Source organism: Arthrospira sp. PCC 9901, assembly GCF_059013425.1.
On record NZ_CP102296.1, the window covers coordinates 4,743,010 to 4,761,123 of the forward strand.

The following is an 18,114-nucleotide window of genomic DNA, read 5'->3' on the forward strand; positions in this document are numbered from 1 at the left end:
TTATCAGTGACTCTCTACCCTATTATAATATGATTGAGAGTCTGTAAGTTGTGGATTTGTTAACAGGAGAGACTTAAATGGCAGGTACTACTGGTGAGCGTCCGTTTGGTGACATTATTACAAGTGTCCGTTATTGGGTGATTCATAGTCTGACAATTCCGGCTTTGTTTATTGCGGGATGGTTATTTGTCAGCACCGGATTGGCTTATGATGCTTTTGGTACACCTCGCCCTAATGAGTATTTTACTCAAGAGCGCCAGGAACTACCGATTATCACTGAACGCCAAGATAGCAAGACACAAATTGATCAATTTATTGGTAAGTAGATCCAGGAGAACTTAAAAACATGACGAATGCAAATCAAAACCAACCGATAACTTATCCGATTTTTACGGTTCGCTGGTTGGCTGTACACACCCTAGCTGTTCCTACAGTTTTCTTCCTGGGTGCGATCGCCGCTATGCAGTTTATTCAACGATAGGAGACATACATGGATCGTAGTCGTAACCCCAATAAGCAGCCTGTTGAACTGAACAGAACCTCTCTGTATCTGGGCTTGCTGTTGATTTTTGTCCTGGGTATCCTGTTTTCTAGTTATTTCTTTAACTAACTAGAAGTACCTAAGTACCTTGGAGATATTTACCCTTTTCCCCAGTAATTTCAATTTTGAATAGAGAGGTATAAAGCTGTGTCTGGAGATGCTAAACTTCCCCTTTGGTTGGTCGCCACGGTAGCCGGAACTGGTGTTCTGGTTGTGGTTGGTCTGTTTTTCTATGGGGCTTACGTCGGTGTGGGTTCTTCACTCTAATTTAAGAACCATAAAATCTGAGTGTTAATACTCAAGTGTTGATAATATCCCACTCGTTTTGGGTGGGATTTTTATTGAATTAAGCACAGGATTTGCTCATCAATTTATGAACACAATTACTGGAATTGGGCTATTAGCGGGGATGCTGACGACTATTGCATTTCTTCCCCAAGCAATTAAAACCTGGAAAACTAAATCAACCCGTGATGTCTCCCTGGGAATGTTCGTAATTTTCTGTACGGGGGTATTTTTATGGATTGTATATGGGACCCTGATTCAAGATCTACCGATTATCCTAACTAATGTGGCGACTTTCGTATTGGCTTCGACTATTTTGTGGTTTAAGTTAAAATATCACTAATATGGATATCCTCAATCTGATTAGGTCAATTTTTATACTGTGACTGTTACCAAATTCGCCCGCGAACGTTTATTATTTACCCCAGCTACACCGGAAACTAATGCGGTTCCGGTGATTTTGGCTTTCCCCAATGAATACAGTGTGGGAATTACTAGCCTAGGTTATCAGATAGTATGGGCGACTTTAGCACTCCGTCAAGATGTACAAGTTAGCCGCCTGTTTACAGATCTGAGTGAACCTCTACCAAATAACCCAGAATTATTAGGGTTTTCTCTGTCCTGGGAATTAGACTACAGTAACATTTTACAGCAGTTGGAAGATTTAGGACTGCCCAGACGATCGCACTCGCGCGATAATCAACAACCCCTAGTTTTTGGCGGCGGACCTGTCCTCACGGCTAACCCAGAACCGTTTGCTGATTTTTTTGATGTGATTTTACTGGGAGATGGCGAAGATTTAATACCTAATTTTATCAGCGCCTATCAACAGGTTAGACAAGCAGACCGACAGACTAAATTACGCCACTTAGCACAGGTTCCGGGAGTGTATATCCCCAGTTTATATGAGGTGACTTATCACAGTCCTGATGGGGCGATCGCTTCTATTAAACCTATTGATAGTGATATTCCCCCCCAGGTGCAAAAACAAACCTATCGCGGAAATACTCTATCAGCTTCCACGGTAGTCACGGAATTGGCGGCTTGGGAAAATATTTATATGGTGGAAGTGGTTCGCAGTTGTCCAGAAATGTGCCGTTTTTGTTTGGCTAGTTATTTGACTTTACCTTTCCGGACGGCGAATCTTGAATCATCTTTAATTCCGGCAATTAATCGGGGTTTAACTGTCACTAAAAGGCTGGGTTTATTGGGTGCTTCGGTGACTCAACATCCCGAATTTAACGAATTGTTGGATTATCTGAGTCAGCCAGAATATGATGATGTGAGATTGAGTTTGGCTTCGGTTCGCACGAATACGGTGACGGTGAAACTAGCGGCTACTTTGGCGAAACGGGATACTCGTAGTATTACTATAGCGGTGGAAAGTGGTAGCGATCGCCTCCGTAAAATCATTAATAAAAAACTCGATAATGATGAAATTATCCAAGCTGCCATTAATGCGAAAGCCGGAGGATTAAAAAGCCTTAAACTCTATGGTATAGTGGGGATACCGGGGGAAGAATCAGAGGATTTAGAGGCGACAGTTGCTATGATGCAGGAGATTAAAAAAGCCGCCCCTGGTTTACGTCTGACGCTGGGTTGTAGTACCTTTGTTCCGAAATCTCACACTCCTTTTCAGTGGTTTGGGGTGAATCCAGCCGCCGAAAAAAGATTAAAGTTTTTAGAGAAAAAACTGCGCTCCAATGGGATGGATTTTCGCCCGGAAAGTTATCGATGGTCGGTAATTCAGGCTTTAATTTCCAGAGGCGATCGCCGTTTATCTGATCTCTTGGAAAAAGTCCGCCATTATGGGGACAGTCCCGGAAGTTATCGGCGGGGGTTTAAGGAATTACGCGGACAGCTTCCCCCCATAGATTTTTATGTTAATCAAGACTGGGAATTAAACCAGGTTCTCCCCTGGAGTCACCTCCAAGGACCTCTACCAGAAACAACTCTTAAAAAGCATATCGCTGACATCAGACTCCGTTAAGCTGACCCTATAACGGGGGGGATTCCCAAACTTCACGAGCGGCGGTTTCTGCTTCCTTCCCTGGTATCAGGGTCAACTGCACAGATTTACATCGCGAGGGTCTTGCGATCGCCACCCAGATTAAGACCGCCAGTCCCGCCACTCAAATGTTGATGCTGGCGTTTATGTCCCGGTCGTGATGGGTTCCGCACGCTGTACTAAAGACTCAAGATTCCTCCGTGCGTGGGGAAGGGTTTTCTGTCACCCCACCCTCACAAAAGGGCGCAAGCTTTGCGCCCCTACAGTCTTACAATATTGATCGTTGAACTGGATTGAATGCGATGTTTGACCAACCTTTTGTGATTCCCAGCGAGTTGTTGGACTGGCTGGCGGTTTTTGGCTATCTGTCTTTTCTCCTGTTTGTCGCTTGGCGGGTGATTGTCAGCAAGTGATTGTCACATTAATCCAATTCTTTTTAATCTAATTATCGCATCATTTGCTGCTTCTTTCTCTGCTTCTTTTTTGCGAAGACCCCGGCCTTCGCCATAAAGTTTTTCGTCCAAATAAACCCTTGACACGAACTCGGGAGCGTGATCTGTTCCGCCGATTTGTTCTGTGACATACTTTGGAATCGTACCCCTACCCCTGGCTTGCGAAAATTCTTGCAACTTATTTTTGGGATCAATTGACGAACGAACAATAAACAGATCTTTAGGGACAGACTTAAAGAAATCTTCGAGCACAGGACGTAGGGTTTCAATATCTCGATCATGGTCGAGATAGTAAGCCCCAACAACGGCTTCAAAGGCACTACTCAGTAAATTTTGATTTTGATATCCACCTTGTTTGATAACCCCTTGTCCGAGACGAAGTTTGAAGTCCAATTCTATTTCAATAGCGAATCGAGCCAGTTGTTTTTCATCCACCAAAGCTGAACGTCGGCGGGTCATTTCGTCTTCTCCCATTTCGGGGTTGGTTCGATATAGGTACTCCCCACTGATAAAATTCAGAATGGCATCTCCAAGAAACTCTAATCGTTCGTTATCTTCTGTTTCTCCGGGATTTTCGTTGATATAAGAGCGGTGCGTTAAGGCTTGACGGAGTAATTTCGTATTATTGAAAATCAAAATTTTGTGCATAATATTTGTGAAGATATCAAAGGATGTGATTTTTTCAATTCATCCCCCTAAATACCATTCAGCAATAGAGGTTAGGGGGATTGAATAAGAATGGCATCCTATTTAGTTATAACCAGTCTATAACTCAGGCTTTGCGGTGGAAAAAGACTATCGCGACGCTTGCAATTACATTCACGACAAGCAAGACGCAAATTTTCTAAGGAATCAGAACCACCTTTGCTTTTGGGCTTAATATGGTCAAGTGTAAGCTGTTTAGAGGGTAAATCCTTACGACACCACCAGCAGCACGCACCATACTCATCAAGCAGTTGCCGTTTCTTATTATTTTTTTGTTTGGAATTCATGATTGAACTTCCTGTTAGTAAAAAAACTACAGGAATATCAAGCAGACAAAGGACTCCCACAAGCATCAGCTATGGACTTTCCTTTATATAGAACGGTTAACGTCTCAAAGGCATTACCTCCAACCCCCAGATACATGCATATCTACATATGCTGAACTAGCAAGTCACTTGGAGAACTAACCCTAGACTCAAGCCAATACCAGACCAGAATATCTGGACATACATCGACCTGAGAATCGAAGGTAGTACCCATGAGACGAACACCGAAGCCTCGATATTCGTCTGTATATATCTAATCAATCACAAGCTATTTGTTTTGTCAAGGTCATAGACGATAATTTTTGAAACTGCCACATTTTTGAGTCTCGACAGAGGCTGAAACCCTTTCTGGGTAAGACGATGGCTATGATTGTACCCCCCGGACTTTAGCTTATAGCGGGTGGAGAACAAACCGAAAAGTGAAAGGAGGATAGGGGCGATCGGTGTTTGAGTATAAAACTGCCGATTATTGCCAATATCAAGAGTGTGAAAGTTGGCGTGGGTTCGGGGACACTTTGGCGATCGCTAACTACCGTGACATGGGGATCTCAAGTGTCTCCAATACTGAATTATTCCCAATTGTGCAATACTCAGAAACTTCCGACTATTGCCAGATTTTTACTTGAAATATCTGTTGGTATCCACAATACCTATGAGAGGGAAATCGGGGTTAGAGTTTTGTTTCACTAATAGGCGATGGTGGAATTTCCGGTGTTTAAGGTGTAAATAAACTTGATAACCGGAATTTTTAATAAGGCGGTTAGTCCCTGGGTTGTTGCCATTTTGCGGGTATAGAGGTGCCTTTTTATTCGTTTGATTATCGCTGGTATCCAGGGGGAAAACGCGATCGCCAAATTCCCCAATGCGCTCTGGCAGGGTGTTATAGCCAAAGTGGTATCGGTAGGCTTTTTCAGTTATTATCACATTTTCACAGATAATTATTGATTGTGTGAAAAGGCTGAACGACTTTCCTATCCCCCTAAAGACAGCAGGTATAACGGGAGTCTCCACCCGGAAGAGAGATGATGCTAGAATTTGGGCTAGAGACAGGTTATCTTAGGCTACAAAAAACTGAGAAATATCTTCTCCACATTCATCGGCTAAGTAGCAAAGGGCGCGAAATCGCATAGCCACAACTTCCTCATAAAAAGGATTGAATTTGCAGAGGGGGGGAATCTGTAAAACTGTACGCCCAAACAGTTTGATAGTGCGTTCAAAGGGGCATTGTGCGGGGATTAAATTGCAGATTAATCGGGCTGTTTTGGGATTTTTGACTTGAAAGTTATCGAGCCAGGTTTTGATGGGTTTTAAGATGAAATTTGGCTGGGTATTTAAGTTGGGTGTATTCATATCTGCTATGCCTCCTCCTCGGTTGCTATAGATTTAATTTAGCAAGGCGATCGCTATAACGCAAGGGTTTACTTATATAAATCCTTGATTATGATTATAAAAATTTATATATGTCCGACGGAGGAAGTAGCCACCGCCTGAAATCCCTACCTAACCGGGTTTGGTGTTACCCGGTTGGGTGGGTGGTTATTTTTTACCAGCAAAGTAGGTTCGGAACATCTCCAGAGCCACCGGAGCCGCCGCCCTAGAGCCAAAACCGCCATTTTCCACGACTACAGCAATGCCAATTTCTGCTTGATCCGCAGCACCAAAGGCGACATAAACCGAGTGCGATCGCTGTCCCCAAACCTCAGAAGTTCCGGTTTTCCCGCCAGTTAAAGGGATACTACCATCATTCATCACCTGAGCGGTTCCATACTGGACCGTAGCAACTAACCCCTCTCGAATTTTTTTAATCACATCAGGAGCCAATCCCGTGGGTACAGGTTGGCTAGCGGGAGTATTAGTCATGGAAGAGAGTAAATGGGGTTTAACTCGCTGTCCACCATTGGCGATCGCCGATACCATCACCGCCAACTCCAGAGGGGTAGCTAGTACCGCTCCCTGACCAATAGACATCGTGACAGTATCCCCCAAGTACCAGGGTTCCCCAAACATTTTTTCCTTGTCTTCCGGGGTAGGAACCCATCCACTAGACCCCTCTGTTAACCCCAACAATCTTAAATCCGTAGTACCAATTCCCAAATTTCTAGCCCATTTAGCCATAGTTTCCGGGCCAATTGCCATACCCAGGCGATAGAAAAAGGTATTACTACTAAAGGCTAAAGCATCCCGAAACCCAATTACCCCAAGCCCGCCACTATGTTCGTTAAAGGTAATCCCACCAATAGTAATTGAATCTGAGGTCGCAATTACCGAACCCGGACTAAAATGGCCAGAACCCATACCAGCAGCAGCGGAAACAATCTTAAATGTACTTCCGGGGGGATATCCCTGTAAGGCGCGATTCAGAAACGGATGCTCTAAGGCTTGGAGTTCTTCCCATTGTTGGGGGGTAATGGGGCGAGTAAATAAATTAGGGTCAAATCGTGGACTATTCGCCATTGCTAACACTTCCCCAGTTTTCACATTCAGGGCTACTGCTGCTCCCCGTCGCGGTCCCAGAGCCTGTTCCGCCGCTCTCTGGAGATTGATATCTATGGTTAGTTGTACGTCTCTACCCCCTTGAGAGGGTTTCTCACCAAAGATCCGCAGTTCCTCGTTTTTGGCGTTCACTTCCACCAAACGAGCGCCCCACACTCCCACTAAATCTTTATTGGCTGAGGCTTCAACCCCCAACTGTCCCACCACCATGCCCATTGGCCAATCGGGGTTAGCTTTTAATTCTTGTAGGTTGGCTTCCCCAATGTAGCCAACTAATTGAGCAGCTAAATTACCGTGGGGATAGTGGCGACTCGACTCCATCCTAACTTCAACCCCGGACATCTTCTCGGCATTTTCCGCTAACCAGATAAAGGCTTCTGGAGTCACATTATTGGTAATGCGGACTGAGGTGGCGGATTGGTAGCCGATGCGTTCTAGTTCGTTTAAAATGCTGCTTACTGGTACATCCAGTAACTCACTCAGTTGGTTGGCCGCTTGTTTCCACTGTTCTGGGGTCTTTTCCCTTGGCCATAAATAAACCCCCCGCACTTGGTGGTTATCGGCTATGGCTCTACCATTGCGATCGAGAATTCGACCCCGATTTGAGGGGACTAGAATCAGCCGGATACGGTTTTCTTCCGCTCTCAGTCGGTTTTCTGCTCCCTCCACCAGTTGCAGTTGTACCAGCCGATGAACCTGCAAACCTATCAATCCTGTGGCTACCAGCATTAATAGTAAACCACGATACAGCGGTCGCGGCGCTTCTTTGCGAACAGTGGGGCGCGCGCTACTGGTAAAACGAACCCTAGGGCTAAAAGACAGTTGACGAACCATAGACCTTTAAATAAATCTCTGATACAAGATACTATTTTTTGGGCGGGTTGGTACTTATTCCCCAAGACACCAAGCCACAATTAACCCCACAAATGCTAACCCAGTCCAATTCGGTAGGTGTAGCCAATTCAGAAAGCTCAGAGGGTCTAGCCAAAATGTCTCTGTTAGCAGAATGCTCAGAATTAGCGCGATCCAGGTAAGTAGTACAGCCATAGCTTAGATCCTGAGTGCATATCTAGGATATCTGTTGACTAGATTTTAACATTAGCATGGCTCTCGGCTTCCTGAGTCGGTCTCTACTCCGGCTATGCTATTTTTTTTAAAACTACTAAGGTTATATCATCTAACAGCTTTTGTGTGCCGATAAATTGCTTGACATCTTTAACTACCCTTTCACAAATACTATCAACTGACTCGTGGCGGTTTTCCTGAAGCACTCCACAAAGTCGCTCCATACCATACATTTCCTGTTGCTCATTAACGGCTTCCGGGATACCATCGGTATATAAAACCATCACTTCTCCTGGATTGACTTTCACCTCTAGCTGATTAATAAAATCTGAGATATCTTCTTCTAAACCTATCGGAAAGCCTAAATCCATTGTATCAATTTGTTCGATTTCTCCATGGTTACGAAGTATAATTAAACTTTCATGCTGTCCGGTTAAATGAAATTTATCATCTTGAAATGTTAAGAAAGACAGGGTTAAATTTTTATCGGTTCTCATCCGCATCGCATTACTATAAATTACCTGGTTAATCGCATTTAAAAACTTGACGGGGTCGGGTTCTGGTAAGGCTGATAAAGTGCGAGCCGCTGTTTGTGTCATCAGCATTAACACACCACTTTCTAAACCGTGTCCGGTTACGTCACCAATACCTACTGTTAATCTGCCATCGGACTCTAGTATGATATCATAATAATCTCCCCCAACCTCGTCCGCTGGCTGCATAAATCCCGCTACATCAAAGTTAGAAATTTGTGCTAATTCTTCCGGTTTCGGTAAAATCATGTGTTGCAGTTTTTGAGCTACTTCTAATTCGGTTTCGAGGCGAGAATTTTCGGCTTGTAAACATTGGTTCAGAGCCGTAATTTCGGCATGAGCTTGAGCAAGTTCCGCGCTGCGTTGATTAACTTCTAATTCTAAGGCTTTACTATAATCTGATAAGATTTTGGCAGCTTTTTGGTTTTCGGTAATGTCTTGAAATGCCACAATTGCATAGATAATATTGCCTTGGTTGTCCACAATAGGAGCTGCTCTCACTTCTAAGGGAATACGGCGATCGCTTACTTGAATTTCTAGATCATTAGACACCACAGTTTCACCTTGTAAGGCTCTATTATAGGGGAGATTGCTAACTCTGTATAATTGATTAGTTCCCCCTTTATAAATATAATTATTTAGCTGGAAAGCATGGTTTTCTAAGTCTCTCCTATCCTCAAATGATAGTAAATATTCGGCGGTTTTGTTCAAATAAATTAGCTCGCCATTCGGTGCATAAATAGCTACTCCTACCGGAATAACGTTTAAAAATTTGGTTAGTCTACTTTCACTTTCTACTAAGGCTTCATTGAGGGTGGTTAAATCTTGAAATGACTTTTGTAGTTGGGTGGCCATTGTATTAAAAGCATTTGTAAGTTGTCCTATTTCATCATTTCTTTGCAGATATAGGGACAGTTTCCAGTCTCCTTTGGCTAAATTACTGGCGACAATATTCAGGCGGGAAATTGGCAAAGTAATCCACCTAGCTGTCATAATACCAATAATAATTGCCACAATCATTGCACCAATACCAAGTTTAATAGTAGTGCGAATATTGGCGTTTATTTCAGACATAAAATCTGACTCTGGTACAACTACAACAATCAGCCAATCTAAATTATACTCATCCTGTAAACGTCTAACTTTCACAAAGTACAGATTTTCATTCAATCGTAACTCATGATTTTGGTTACTCCCTAGAGTTTTGAGGTCGCCAAAGGTATTAAATAAATCTTTAGCCGTTGCTTGAGTAATGGGATTATTGCTTTGGTGAGCATTCATTAATTCTCGGCGTTCTTCTTCATCAATGGTAAAGGGTAATTCTAAGGTGGAAGTAGCCAAGAAAGTCCCGTCACGTCTTATAATAAATGCTTGTCCAGACTTCCCAATACTAAGGCTATGGAGAAATTCCGAAATATGATCTAGACGTAAGGTTGAAATTAATACACCTTGGAAGTTATTACTATCATCATAGACTGGATAAAGATGGCTTAAAAGTAGCGTGGGTTCTAAGTAGGAGATATGAATTTCACTCCAGATGGGTTTACCAGCTTCTTTGGGTGTGATATAAACTGTATGCTTGCGTGGATCTGCGTTCTCGACTATGGTTTTTAGAGTAGTGCGATCGCCTTGGTCATTGGTATGATAAGAATGGAAGCTAAAATCTATCTCTGGTCCAATAATATTAATCATAAAAGAACCATCAGATAGCCTTTCACCAGCTCGATATTCTCCTTGGCTGTTAGCCAGACCGGTAAAATTAATATAGGGGTAATTTTGTACTTGTCGCCACAGGTATTGTTCCCAGGGTTCAAGATTATCAATTTCTAAAAATCCTAACTTGATCACATCCAGTTTTTTTTGGTTTATATTAGCAGGAATTTCTAGGTATAATTCTAGGTTTTGGTAAATACGATCGCCAACTTCTTGAATTAATTGGTTAGCTAAATCTGCGATCGCCTCTTGTCCGGTTCGGAAAGATAGATAACCCACCAGTCCGGCTGCTCCCACCACTTGCACCACAAATGGTAGAATCAAAATACTCCGTATAGAAGTTTGACCAAATAATTTAATAATGATTTGATTTACCTTTTGATATGCCATGATATTGTCAGCTTTTTATCGATAATTATAGATCCACATACCTCCCAATTAATACCAAGGCTTATATAAAATTTGCTTATGGTTTAACCCCAGGATTTTTTAGGCTAATTTATTCACATATTTTGGTAGTTTGGTCAAATCTACCGAATTATATGGTTGTGTTTTTTTTAACACCACTAATGTTATATCATCTAATACCTGTTGTGTGCCAATAAAATTCATAACATCTTTAACCACATTTTCACAAATAGTATGAACTGACTCATGGCGGTTGTGCTGAAGCACTAAACATAGGCGTTCCATACCATACATTTCTTCTTTCTCATTAATAGCCTCCGGGATACCATCAGTATATAAAACTATGATTTCTCCGGGATTAACCTTTACCTCCACTTGACTAATAAAATCCGATATATCCTCTTCCAAGCCGATAGGAAAGCCTAAATCCAAGGTATCTATTTGGTCAATATCTCCATTATTACGGACTATAATTAAAGTTTCATGCTGTCCACTTAAATAAAATTTATCCTCCCGAAACTTCACAAAAGATAAGGTCAGGTTTTTATCAGAGTTCATCCGCAGAGCATTACTATAAATCACCTGATTAATAGCATTTAAGAATTTGACTGGATCGGTTTCTTTCACCGCCAAAAGAGTCTGAACTGCCGTTTGTGCCATCAGCATCAAAACACCACTTTCTAAGCCATGTCCGGTCACATCACCAATACCAATAGTTAATTGTCCATCCTGTAGAATAATATCATAATAATCTCCACCCACTTCATCAGCAGGCTGCATAAATCCCGCTACATCAAACCCATAAATTTTGTTTAACTCTTCCGGTTTTGGTAAAATCATTTGTTGCAATTTTTGAGCCACTTCTAATTCCGTTTCTAGGCGTAAATTTTCGGCTTTTAAACACTCATTTAAAGCCATAATTTCTGCATGAGCTTCCGCCAGTTCAGCCGTCCTTTGAGAAACTTCTGCTTCCAAAGTACGGCTATAATCCGCTAAAACTTTGTCGGCTCGTTTTTGTTCGGTAATATCTTGAAAAGCCACAATGGCATAAATAATATTTTCCCCATCACCAAAAATTGGGGTTCCTCTCACCTCTAAAGAAATTCGACCACCATCTCGCTCAATTTCTAAATCATCTACAATGCAAGTCTGCCCTTGTAAGGCTCGGATAGCTGGCAATTTTTCCGTCGCATATATTTGATTAGTTTCAGCTAGATAAACTTGATATTTAATACAGATTTCGGAGCCATCAATATCAGGGATTTCTTCAATACCAAGTAACTCCTCGGCGGTCTTGTTAAAGTAAATCACTTTTCCTTCTGGGTCATGAACCGATACACCCACCGGGAGTACATTTAAAAATTTAGTTAATTTACTTTCGCTTTCTGATAAGGCTTGGTTTAAGGATGTTAAATCATGAAATGACTGCTGGAGTTGTTGAGCCATACTATTAAAAGCGGCTGTCAGTTGTCCTAATTCATCGTTACGGTCTAATTTCAGAGACTCTGACCAATTTCCTTGAGCTAAATCTTTAGCAGCAGCATTCAGGCGAAAAATTGGGTAAGTAATCCAACGAGCCGTCAGAATACCAATAATAACTGCACCAATCATCGCACCAACAGAAAGTCGAATAGTAGTGCGAATATTGGCGTTAATTTCTGCCATAAAGTCTGACTCTGGGACAATGACGACAATCAGCCAATCTAAACCATGCTCATCTGCAAAAGGTAGCAGTTTTAAAAAATAGCGATCGCTGTCAAATTTAAACCTGATACTTTGGCGAGTATCAATATTCTTTAAATCCCCAAATTGATTAAATAAATATTGTGTGGCTGTTTGAGTTATGGGGTCATTACTATATTTAGCGTTCAGCAATTCTCGGTTATCATTTTCATCAATAGTAAAGGGTAATTCAGGAGTAGATGTAGCCAGTAAAGTTCCGTTACGTTCAATCAGAAATGCTTGTCCGGTTTTCCCGATTTGTAGTTGGTTCAGAAATTCGCCGATATGGTCTAAACGTAAGGCGGCTACTAAAACTCCTTCTAATTCACTATTATCATTATAAACTGGATGCAAAGCACTTAAAATTAAGGTGGGTTCTAGAAAAGAGATATAAACATCACTCCATGTGGGTTTTCCTGCTTCAGCAGCACTGGTATAAGATGTATGTTCACGGATATCAAATTGGGGAACCATTAGCGCCACTGTGGTGCGATTTCCTTCGCTATCAGTATAGTAAGAATAGAAGTCGAAATTGGTGGACTCTCCCGATAAATTAATCATCAGAGTTCCGTCAGACAGCCTTTCCCCGGTGCGATAGTCTCCCAGGTAATTACCAACCGATGTAAAGTTAATATAGGGGTAGTGTTGAACTTGTCGCCATAGGAATTCTTCCCAAGTATCCAGGTTATTAATTTCTAAAAATCCTAATTTTATAGCATCCAGTTTATTGTTGTTTATTTGATGGGGAATTGCTAGATAAAGGTCTAGGTTTTGGTAAACGCGATCGCTTACTTCTTCGATTAATTGATTCGCTAAATCGGCGATCGCACTTTTTCCGGTGCGGAAGGATAAATAACCCACCAGTCCGGTGGCTCCCACTACTTGGACTACAAATGGTACAATTAAAATTGTACTAATCGAGGTATTCCCAAAGAGTTTGATAATGGCTTGGTTGAACTTTGGAACCAGCATAATATTGGCAGATATTTAGAATATGAGGCTAATCAAAATTTTCGTATCTGGGGGATATATTCCGCATCGAGATAGGGGATTTTACCCAGAAAATTAACTTGAAAAGACCCTGAAATTTAGTAATTATCACCCTATCAATAAACGTTGATATTGATTTAATTGTTAATCAAAACTCACCCGTAAAATCTATGAGCAAATCCCCCCCCTATTACTCTAAGAGAGGGGGGAATGATAGTTTAGCTGATGGTTTGTTCCGACTCGATTTGGTCTAATAGCGCCACCACTTCACGCTCAAACGCCACCTTAGCGCGGTTAGTTTTACCGCCAATATAAAGCCGATCACCCTGCTGGAGTCCCCAAATTTGGGAATGAGATACATAGCTCATTAATACACTAATCATCAGCAATCCAAATCCTGCATAAACAATTGGAATACCTGGATCAGCTTTAATTTGCAATCCCGTACTTCCCACCACCTCATCAACATAGAGGGTGACCCCATTGATGTCAAGAGACATACCCTCGCGGACTGTTGAGACTAACTGACCATCATTATCATAAATTAACACAGTTCCCTGTAAATCTTTCGCCAGCAGGGAGACTCCCTCACTCAAATCAGTTTTGGTGGGAACCCAAGTTCCCCAAATGCGACCTTTTCCCCCGGTATCTAGTTGCGCCATTGGTAGTTGTAGCACCGGGGAACGATTGATCCGAACTTTTACCCCAGCTATTCCCCAATCAGCTTGATAAAACGTGATACCATCATAACGTAGGGGTTTATTAACATGAATAGTTTGGCGATCGCGTTCTTGTCCCTCCCGATCGACTACCGACAAATCTGAATAAAATTGATCGATAGTGCCATCAGGTGTATAATCAATCCAAAACCGATTAACTTTAACCGCCCAATCTTGGGGCATTTGAGACTCAGAAAAAGGTCCAGCATCAATAATATTTTGAATGCCAAATATCTTACCACTAGGCACAAGTTCTTGAGCAATAAAACCCGTCATCGCACCCACAATTGAACCCGCCAAAATAATCAACATACTAGCGTGAACTACAATGGGTCCAATCCGACCAATTATACCTCGGCGAGCATAAAGTTTATTTCCCTCTTGAAATACCAGATAACGACGGCTTTCTAAGGTGTGTTTGAGATGGTCTAGGGATACATTTTTCACCTCGGCACTTAAAGCTAAATTTTTAAACTGTTTTTCCTGTTCGTAATATTGCCAACGTTGTGCCGATTTTAAGGTCGGTAACTGCCGGGTGAAAGTGCAGGCGGTGAGACTAGAGCCAAATAAAATTAGGATTGACAAAAACCACCAAGTGCGGTAGACATGATCTAGCCCTATCAGTAGTAATACCTTCCAGGTTAAAAACCCAAACAAAGCCGGATCTTCTGGGTAGTTAGCTTGATAAAAGGCGGCGGACTGTCCTTGTTCGATGACAGTTCCAGAGATGCTAAAAATAGCGATCGCTAATAATAAAACAATCGCTAATCGCAAATCCGCCAACACCGGAAGTAATTCTTTGCGGAAAAATTGTCGGGGTGCTGTTCCCCAACTAGAAAGTTTGGATAAAACCACATCTTTAGCAGTCATAATTAAATCAAGATTTTGCAAAAGTTAACTAGGCGATCGGAGCCAGTCGGGACAACAGAGAAAACACCCCAAACCCTACCAGTAAAACACCACTAGCCGGAGTAATCCAACCCGACCACTGACGCAAAGCCAGCAACCTTTTAATAGTAGCCGTAAATGTACCCGCCACAATCAACGGAGCCACATAACCCACAGCGTAAGACAGCAGCAGCACCCCCCCTAGAAGGATATCGCCAGTGGTAGAAACCCAAGCCAGAATCGTCGCTAACACGGGGGTACTACAGGGAGAAGCCACCAAACCAAAAGTTAACCCCAACAGATAAGACCGCGCAGAATGGGGGAGGTTTTCAGGAATCCACCCCATGGTATCAAAAGCCGGAAGTTGCAGGGGTAAGGCTTCTAAAAGGTTCAATCCCATCAAAATGGCGATCGCACTCACCAGAATAGGCAAACCCCAGCCAATCTGACCATAAACCTGTCCCACCAGAGAGGCAAAAATCCCCAATCCCGCTAAAGTAGTTGCTAGTCCCAAAGCAAACCAGGTAGACTGAATGGCCGCTGTGGTGCGATTTTGATTTTCATATCCACCAATATAGCCAATCGTAATCGGCAACATAGACAGCATACAGGGGGTCAAACTGGTTAGCAACCCAGCAGCCAACAGGATGAGAACGCTTGGCCATCCCACATGGGTTAGTTGTTCGCGCACTAGGGTATTAGCAAATTGTGCAATTTCATAGAGTTGTGTTTGTAGGGTTTCGCTCATGAGTCTAGTTGATTAGTTTGGGAACTATCAAAGATTGTAACGTTTTTTTAGCGAGTCCACATCTCAAATAAAACTCCTACAGATCGCACAGCCAACGAGAAATAGATGCTACTTGATTTTCTTGATTGAGATTAGCTGCATTATGGAGCGTCCCATTTTCTAGTTGCTCCCAAATTTCCGCAGCCATCCTAGTTGCTATGGCTGCGCCGACAAAGAACATATAAGGAGAATATCCCACTTGATATAATGCTTGTCGCATCCGATTTAGTGCTGCTTGTGCTGTTTTCCAATGTTCATCAGCTCCCGCTGGATCTATCCCTCCCTTCAGTTCACCTAAAGCTAGGATAGATTGTAAATTCACCTGAGTATATTTATTATTAAATCAACATAAATTTAAATTTATTATGATTAATTGATGTTTTTTGCCAGACATAAACACATTTTCTTAAAGGTTCACGCCCATGACTTCCCATTTGCTGACTACTGTTACCTTTATTGCCTGGTAAAATAAGTATATTTTCAACAACCAAACCCAAATTTTCAGCTAAATCAGAAAGAATCATATCTACGGAAATACTAATCCCAGCATAACGCACATTGTCATTAACCATAAATAAAAGTCCTCCGGGTTTAAGTAGGCGGGAGCATTCTTGAATCACACAAGCCATTTCGTCAAAGTATCCTTTCACCATTCTAGGTATACTATTATTATTTAATTTGCCCTGTGATTTTTGCTGTTCTAAAAATTGTAATATGGCTTGCAATAGAGTTTGATTTTCAGCCACACTTAAAGCTAATTGCCAATTTTGATTAATAGCCAACAAATCTTTAGGGCGATTTTCAACAGTACAACTTAACATTTCCTGACGAAGATGGGTTAATTCTTTTGCAGACACTCCCAATAAAGCTAGTTCTAAGGCATAGGTACGAGTGTAATCATATCGATTACAATAAGGTGGAGATGTGATCATAGCGTCATAGCTACCATTAGGTAAACATGGCATTACTTCCAGACAAGACCCTTTATATAGGTGAATTTTACCTTGAGGTTTATGGGTAGGGAAAAGTTCAATTTGCTGTGTAGGTGGTTCTAAATCATTAATAATTTCATTGATTTTCTGAGTAATAGCATCATCAAAATCTAAAATATTGCCTTTATTAAAAGACTTTTTGCCACTACCTCGACCCGAACGGTAATCCCAACGTAGATACTGACCATCTTTTCTGGTGTAGCTTATCGATTCCAAAATACAAAGCAAAGCAAATAGTAAAACGGTTTGAATTTGAGGATTTTCCTGTTCGCAAGCTGCTAGATATTTCTCAATTGCTGTTTGAGTTTCTGGGGAGTAAGCACCCTGGGTAATTTTAAACTCTGGTAGAGTGAGTTGATGTTCAAATTGTTTCCATAATTTTAAGTTGACCCAGTTTTTTAACCTGTGAATATCATCGCCTGTAAATTCGGAATTTAACAGCCTTCTTGTATCAATTATATTTTGACCAATGGGCAATAATTCAATACCATCAGCATTAATGCCGATATCACTAGCTGCAAATAAAGCAGTTCCACTACCTGCAAATGGGTCTAAAATTTTGCCTTGAGTCAATCCATATTTTGCCAATAACAGTTGAACTAGAGATGCGGAAAAGGCTTCTTTATACTTATACCAACGATAAATAGGTTGAGTTTTATTCGCCTGAAAACTGACTAACAGCCTGGTTAGTGATGGTTCGATTAAAAATTTGTTTTTAAAGGAATTATGTAATTGTTGATCAAGACGGTTGACTTCTCGGATATCTGCTATGTTTTCGACTGCCTTTTCTCCTGATAATTTATAATTAGAGATTCCCCACATTATCTAAACCCTAGAAACTGCCACATTGCTGACAGACTCAATGCCTCTAATCATACAAGATAGAGGCATAACCCCAGATACAAAAAACAAGTATGCTTCTAGGGAATTATCACAGAGAATAAATTTAGTTTTGACAACTAAAACATAGCGGATTTCTTGATGTTCTAAAATCAGAGAATTAATCATTGATTCTAGGGGGTCAATGGAAAATGACTGCTCGGAAACTGTAATCGGACTTCCCATTAAGTTGCCTAAAATACGCAGAAAACTACTCAGTAAAATATTGCCAACTTCTGTCAACACTTCACAGGCGGAAATATTCAGATGTTCAATAGGTTGTCTCGAATTTTGGCGGAGTAAATTAGTTAACATCACGGCGACGGGATAGTCAAGAAGTATTAAGGCATCTCCGGACAAGGAACCAGACAAAGTTTGACGGACATTAGCCACCTCATTAGCAAAGCAGTCGGCAAATTCGGTTTTACATTTACTAAGAGGATACAGCCAAATATTAGAAACATCCAAAATCACCGGACATTGAATTAATGCTGATAAAGAACTTGCCGGTCGTCTGGATAATATCATATTGATAAATCCAATCAGTGCATTCTGTTGTTTTTCTGTGAGCAGCATCACGAGAACTCCCAAACCCTAAAGAACATCTA

The 18,114-nt window shown here is 41.6% G+C and carries 19 protein-coding genes; 6 read left to right on the top strand and 13 right to left on the bottom strand.

All coding sequences use genetic code 11. The features are described 5' to 3' along the window. The first annotated feature begins 77 nt into the window (after positions 1-77). From psbE to NLZ44_RS21020, 6 genes are all read left to right on the top strand, one after another. Entirely contained in the window at positions 78-326 is a 249-nt protein-coding gene (psbE, locus tag NLZ44_RS20995) for a cytochrome b559 subunit alpha (RefSeq protein ID WP_006623155.1), read from the top strand. 20 nt (positions 327-346) lie between these two features. Next, the gene (psbF, locus tag NLZ44_RS21000; RefSeq protein ID WP_006616834.1) at positions 347-481 is read left to right on the top strand and encodes a cytochrome b559 subunit beta; all 135 of its coding nucleotides are present in this window, start codon (positions 347-349) and stop codon (positions 479-481) included. Positions 482-490: 9 nt separating this feature from the next. After that, positions 491-610 (top strand): photosystem II reaction center protein PsbL, encoded by a 120-nt coding sequence (gene psbL, locus NLZ44_RS21005; RefSeq protein WP_006616835.1) that lies wholly within the window; start codon positions 491-493, stop codon positions 608-610. Between the two features lie 78 nt (positions 611-688). Next, a complete protein-coding gene (locus NLZ44_RS21010) occupies positions 689-808 on the top strand; it encodes a photosystem II reaction center protein J (RefSeq protein WP_317270107.1) in 120 nt (39 codons plus the stop codon). A 106-nt stretch (positions 809-914) separates the two neighbouring features. Beyond that, on the top strand, positions 915-1,169 hold the full coding sequence (locus tag NLZ44_RS21015) for a SemiSWEET transporter (protein ID WP_493751036.1): 255 nt from the start codon (positions 915-917) through the stop codon (positions 1,167-1,169). Positions 1,170-1,208: 39 nt separating this feature from the next. Continuing rightward, the gene (locus NLZ44_RS21020; RefSeq protein WP_493751037.1) at positions 1,209-2,816 is read left to right on the top strand and encodes a B12-binding domain-containing radical SAM protein; all 1,608 of its coding nucleotides are present in this window, start codon (positions 1,209-1,211) and stop codon (positions 2,814-2,816) included. Between the two features lie 434 nt (positions 2,817-3,250). On the opposite strand, the gene rnc is transcribed toward NLZ44_RS21020, so the two are convergent. The 13 genes from rnc to NLZ44_RS21085 form a co-directional block, all read right to left on the bottom strand. Further along, positions 3,251-3,934, bottom strand: a complete 684-nt coding sequence (rnc, locus tag NLZ44_RS21025) for a ribonuclease III (RefSeq protein WP_493751038.1) — start codon at positions 3,932-3,934, stop codon at positions 3,251-3,253. Positions 3,935-4,032: 98 nt separating this feature from the next. Then, positions 4,033-4,278 carry an HNH endonuclease gene (locus tag NLZ44_RS21030; protein ID WP_493751039.1) on the bottom strand — a complete coding sequence of 82 codons (246 nt, stop codon included), beginning with the start codon at positions 4,276-4,278 and terminating at the stop codon, positions 4,033-4,035. Between the two features lie 657 nt (positions 4,279-4,935). Further along, positions 4,936-5,241 (bottom strand): hypothetical protein, encoded by a 306-nt coding sequence (locus NLZ44_RS21035; RefSeq protein WP_493751040.1) that lies wholly within the window; start codon positions 5,239-5,241, stop codon positions 4,936-4,938. A 132-nt stretch (positions 5,242-5,373) separates the two neighbouring features. Next, entirely contained in the window at positions 5,374-5,667 is a 294-nt protein-coding gene (locus NLZ44_RS21040; protein ID WP_493751041.1) for a Mo-dependent nitrogenase C-terminal domain-containing protein, read from the bottom strand. A gap of 186 nt (positions 5,668-5,853) precedes the next feature. Further along, a complete protein-coding gene (gene mrdA / locus NLZ44_RS21045) occupies positions 5,854-7,644 on the bottom strand; it encodes a penicillin-binding protein 2 (RefSeq protein ID WP_493751042.1) in 1,791 nt (596 codons plus the stop codon). Positions 7,645-7,698: 54 nt separating this feature from the next. Continuing rightward, positions 7,699-7,857, bottom strand: a complete 159-nt coding sequence (locus tag NLZ44_RS21050; RefSeq protein WP_014274359.1) for a hypothetical protein — start codon at positions 7,855-7,857, stop codon at positions 7,699-7,701. 92 nt (positions 7,858-7,949) lie between these two features. Then, the gene (locus tag NLZ44_RS21055; protein WP_493751043.1) at positions 7,950-10,511 is read right to left on the bottom strand and encodes a SpoIIE family protein phosphatase; all 2,562 of its coding nucleotides are present in this window, start codon (positions 10,509-10,511) and stop codon (positions 7,950-7,952) included. 99 nt (positions 10,512-10,610) lie between these two features. Further along, entirely contained in the window at positions 10,611-13,223 is a 2,613-nt protein-coding gene (locus NLZ44_RS21060) for a SpoIIE family protein phosphatase (RefSeq protein WP_493751044.1), read from the bottom strand. Positions 13,224-13,459: 236 nt separating this feature from the next. After that, on the bottom strand, positions 13,460-14,830 hold the full coding sequence (locus tag NLZ44_RS21065) for a cytochrome c biogenesis protein (protein WP_493751045.1): 1,371 nt from the start codon (positions 14,828-14,830) through the stop codon (positions 13,460-13,462). Between the two features lie 28 nt (positions 14,831-14,858). Further along, complete coding sequence (locus NLZ44_RS21070) at positions 14,859-15,596, bottom strand: cytochrome c biogenesis protein CcdA (protein ID WP_493751046.1); 738 nt, start codon at positions 15,594-15,596, stop codon at positions 14,859-14,861. A gap of 76 nt (positions 15,597-15,672) precedes the next feature. Continuing rightward, the gene (locus NLZ44_RS21075) at positions 15,673-15,957 is read right to left on the bottom strand and encodes an AvaI/BsoBI family type II restriction endonuclease (RefSeq protein ID WP_493751047.1); all 285 of its coding nucleotides are present in this window, start codon (positions 15,955-15,957) and stop codon (positions 15,673-15,675) included. 16 nt (positions 15,958-15,973) lie between these two features. Beyond that, entirely contained in the window at positions 15,974-17,449 is a 1,476-nt protein-coding gene (locus tag NLZ44_RS21080) for a TRM11 family methyltransferase (protein WP_493751048.1), read from the bottom strand. Positions 17,450-17,452: 3 nt separating this feature from the next. Further along, entirely contained in the window at positions 17,453-18,082 is a 630-nt protein-coding gene (locus NLZ44_RS21085) for a chemotaxis protein CheC (protein ID WP_493751049.1), read from the bottom strand. Positions 18,083-18,114 lie beyond the last annotated feature (32 nt).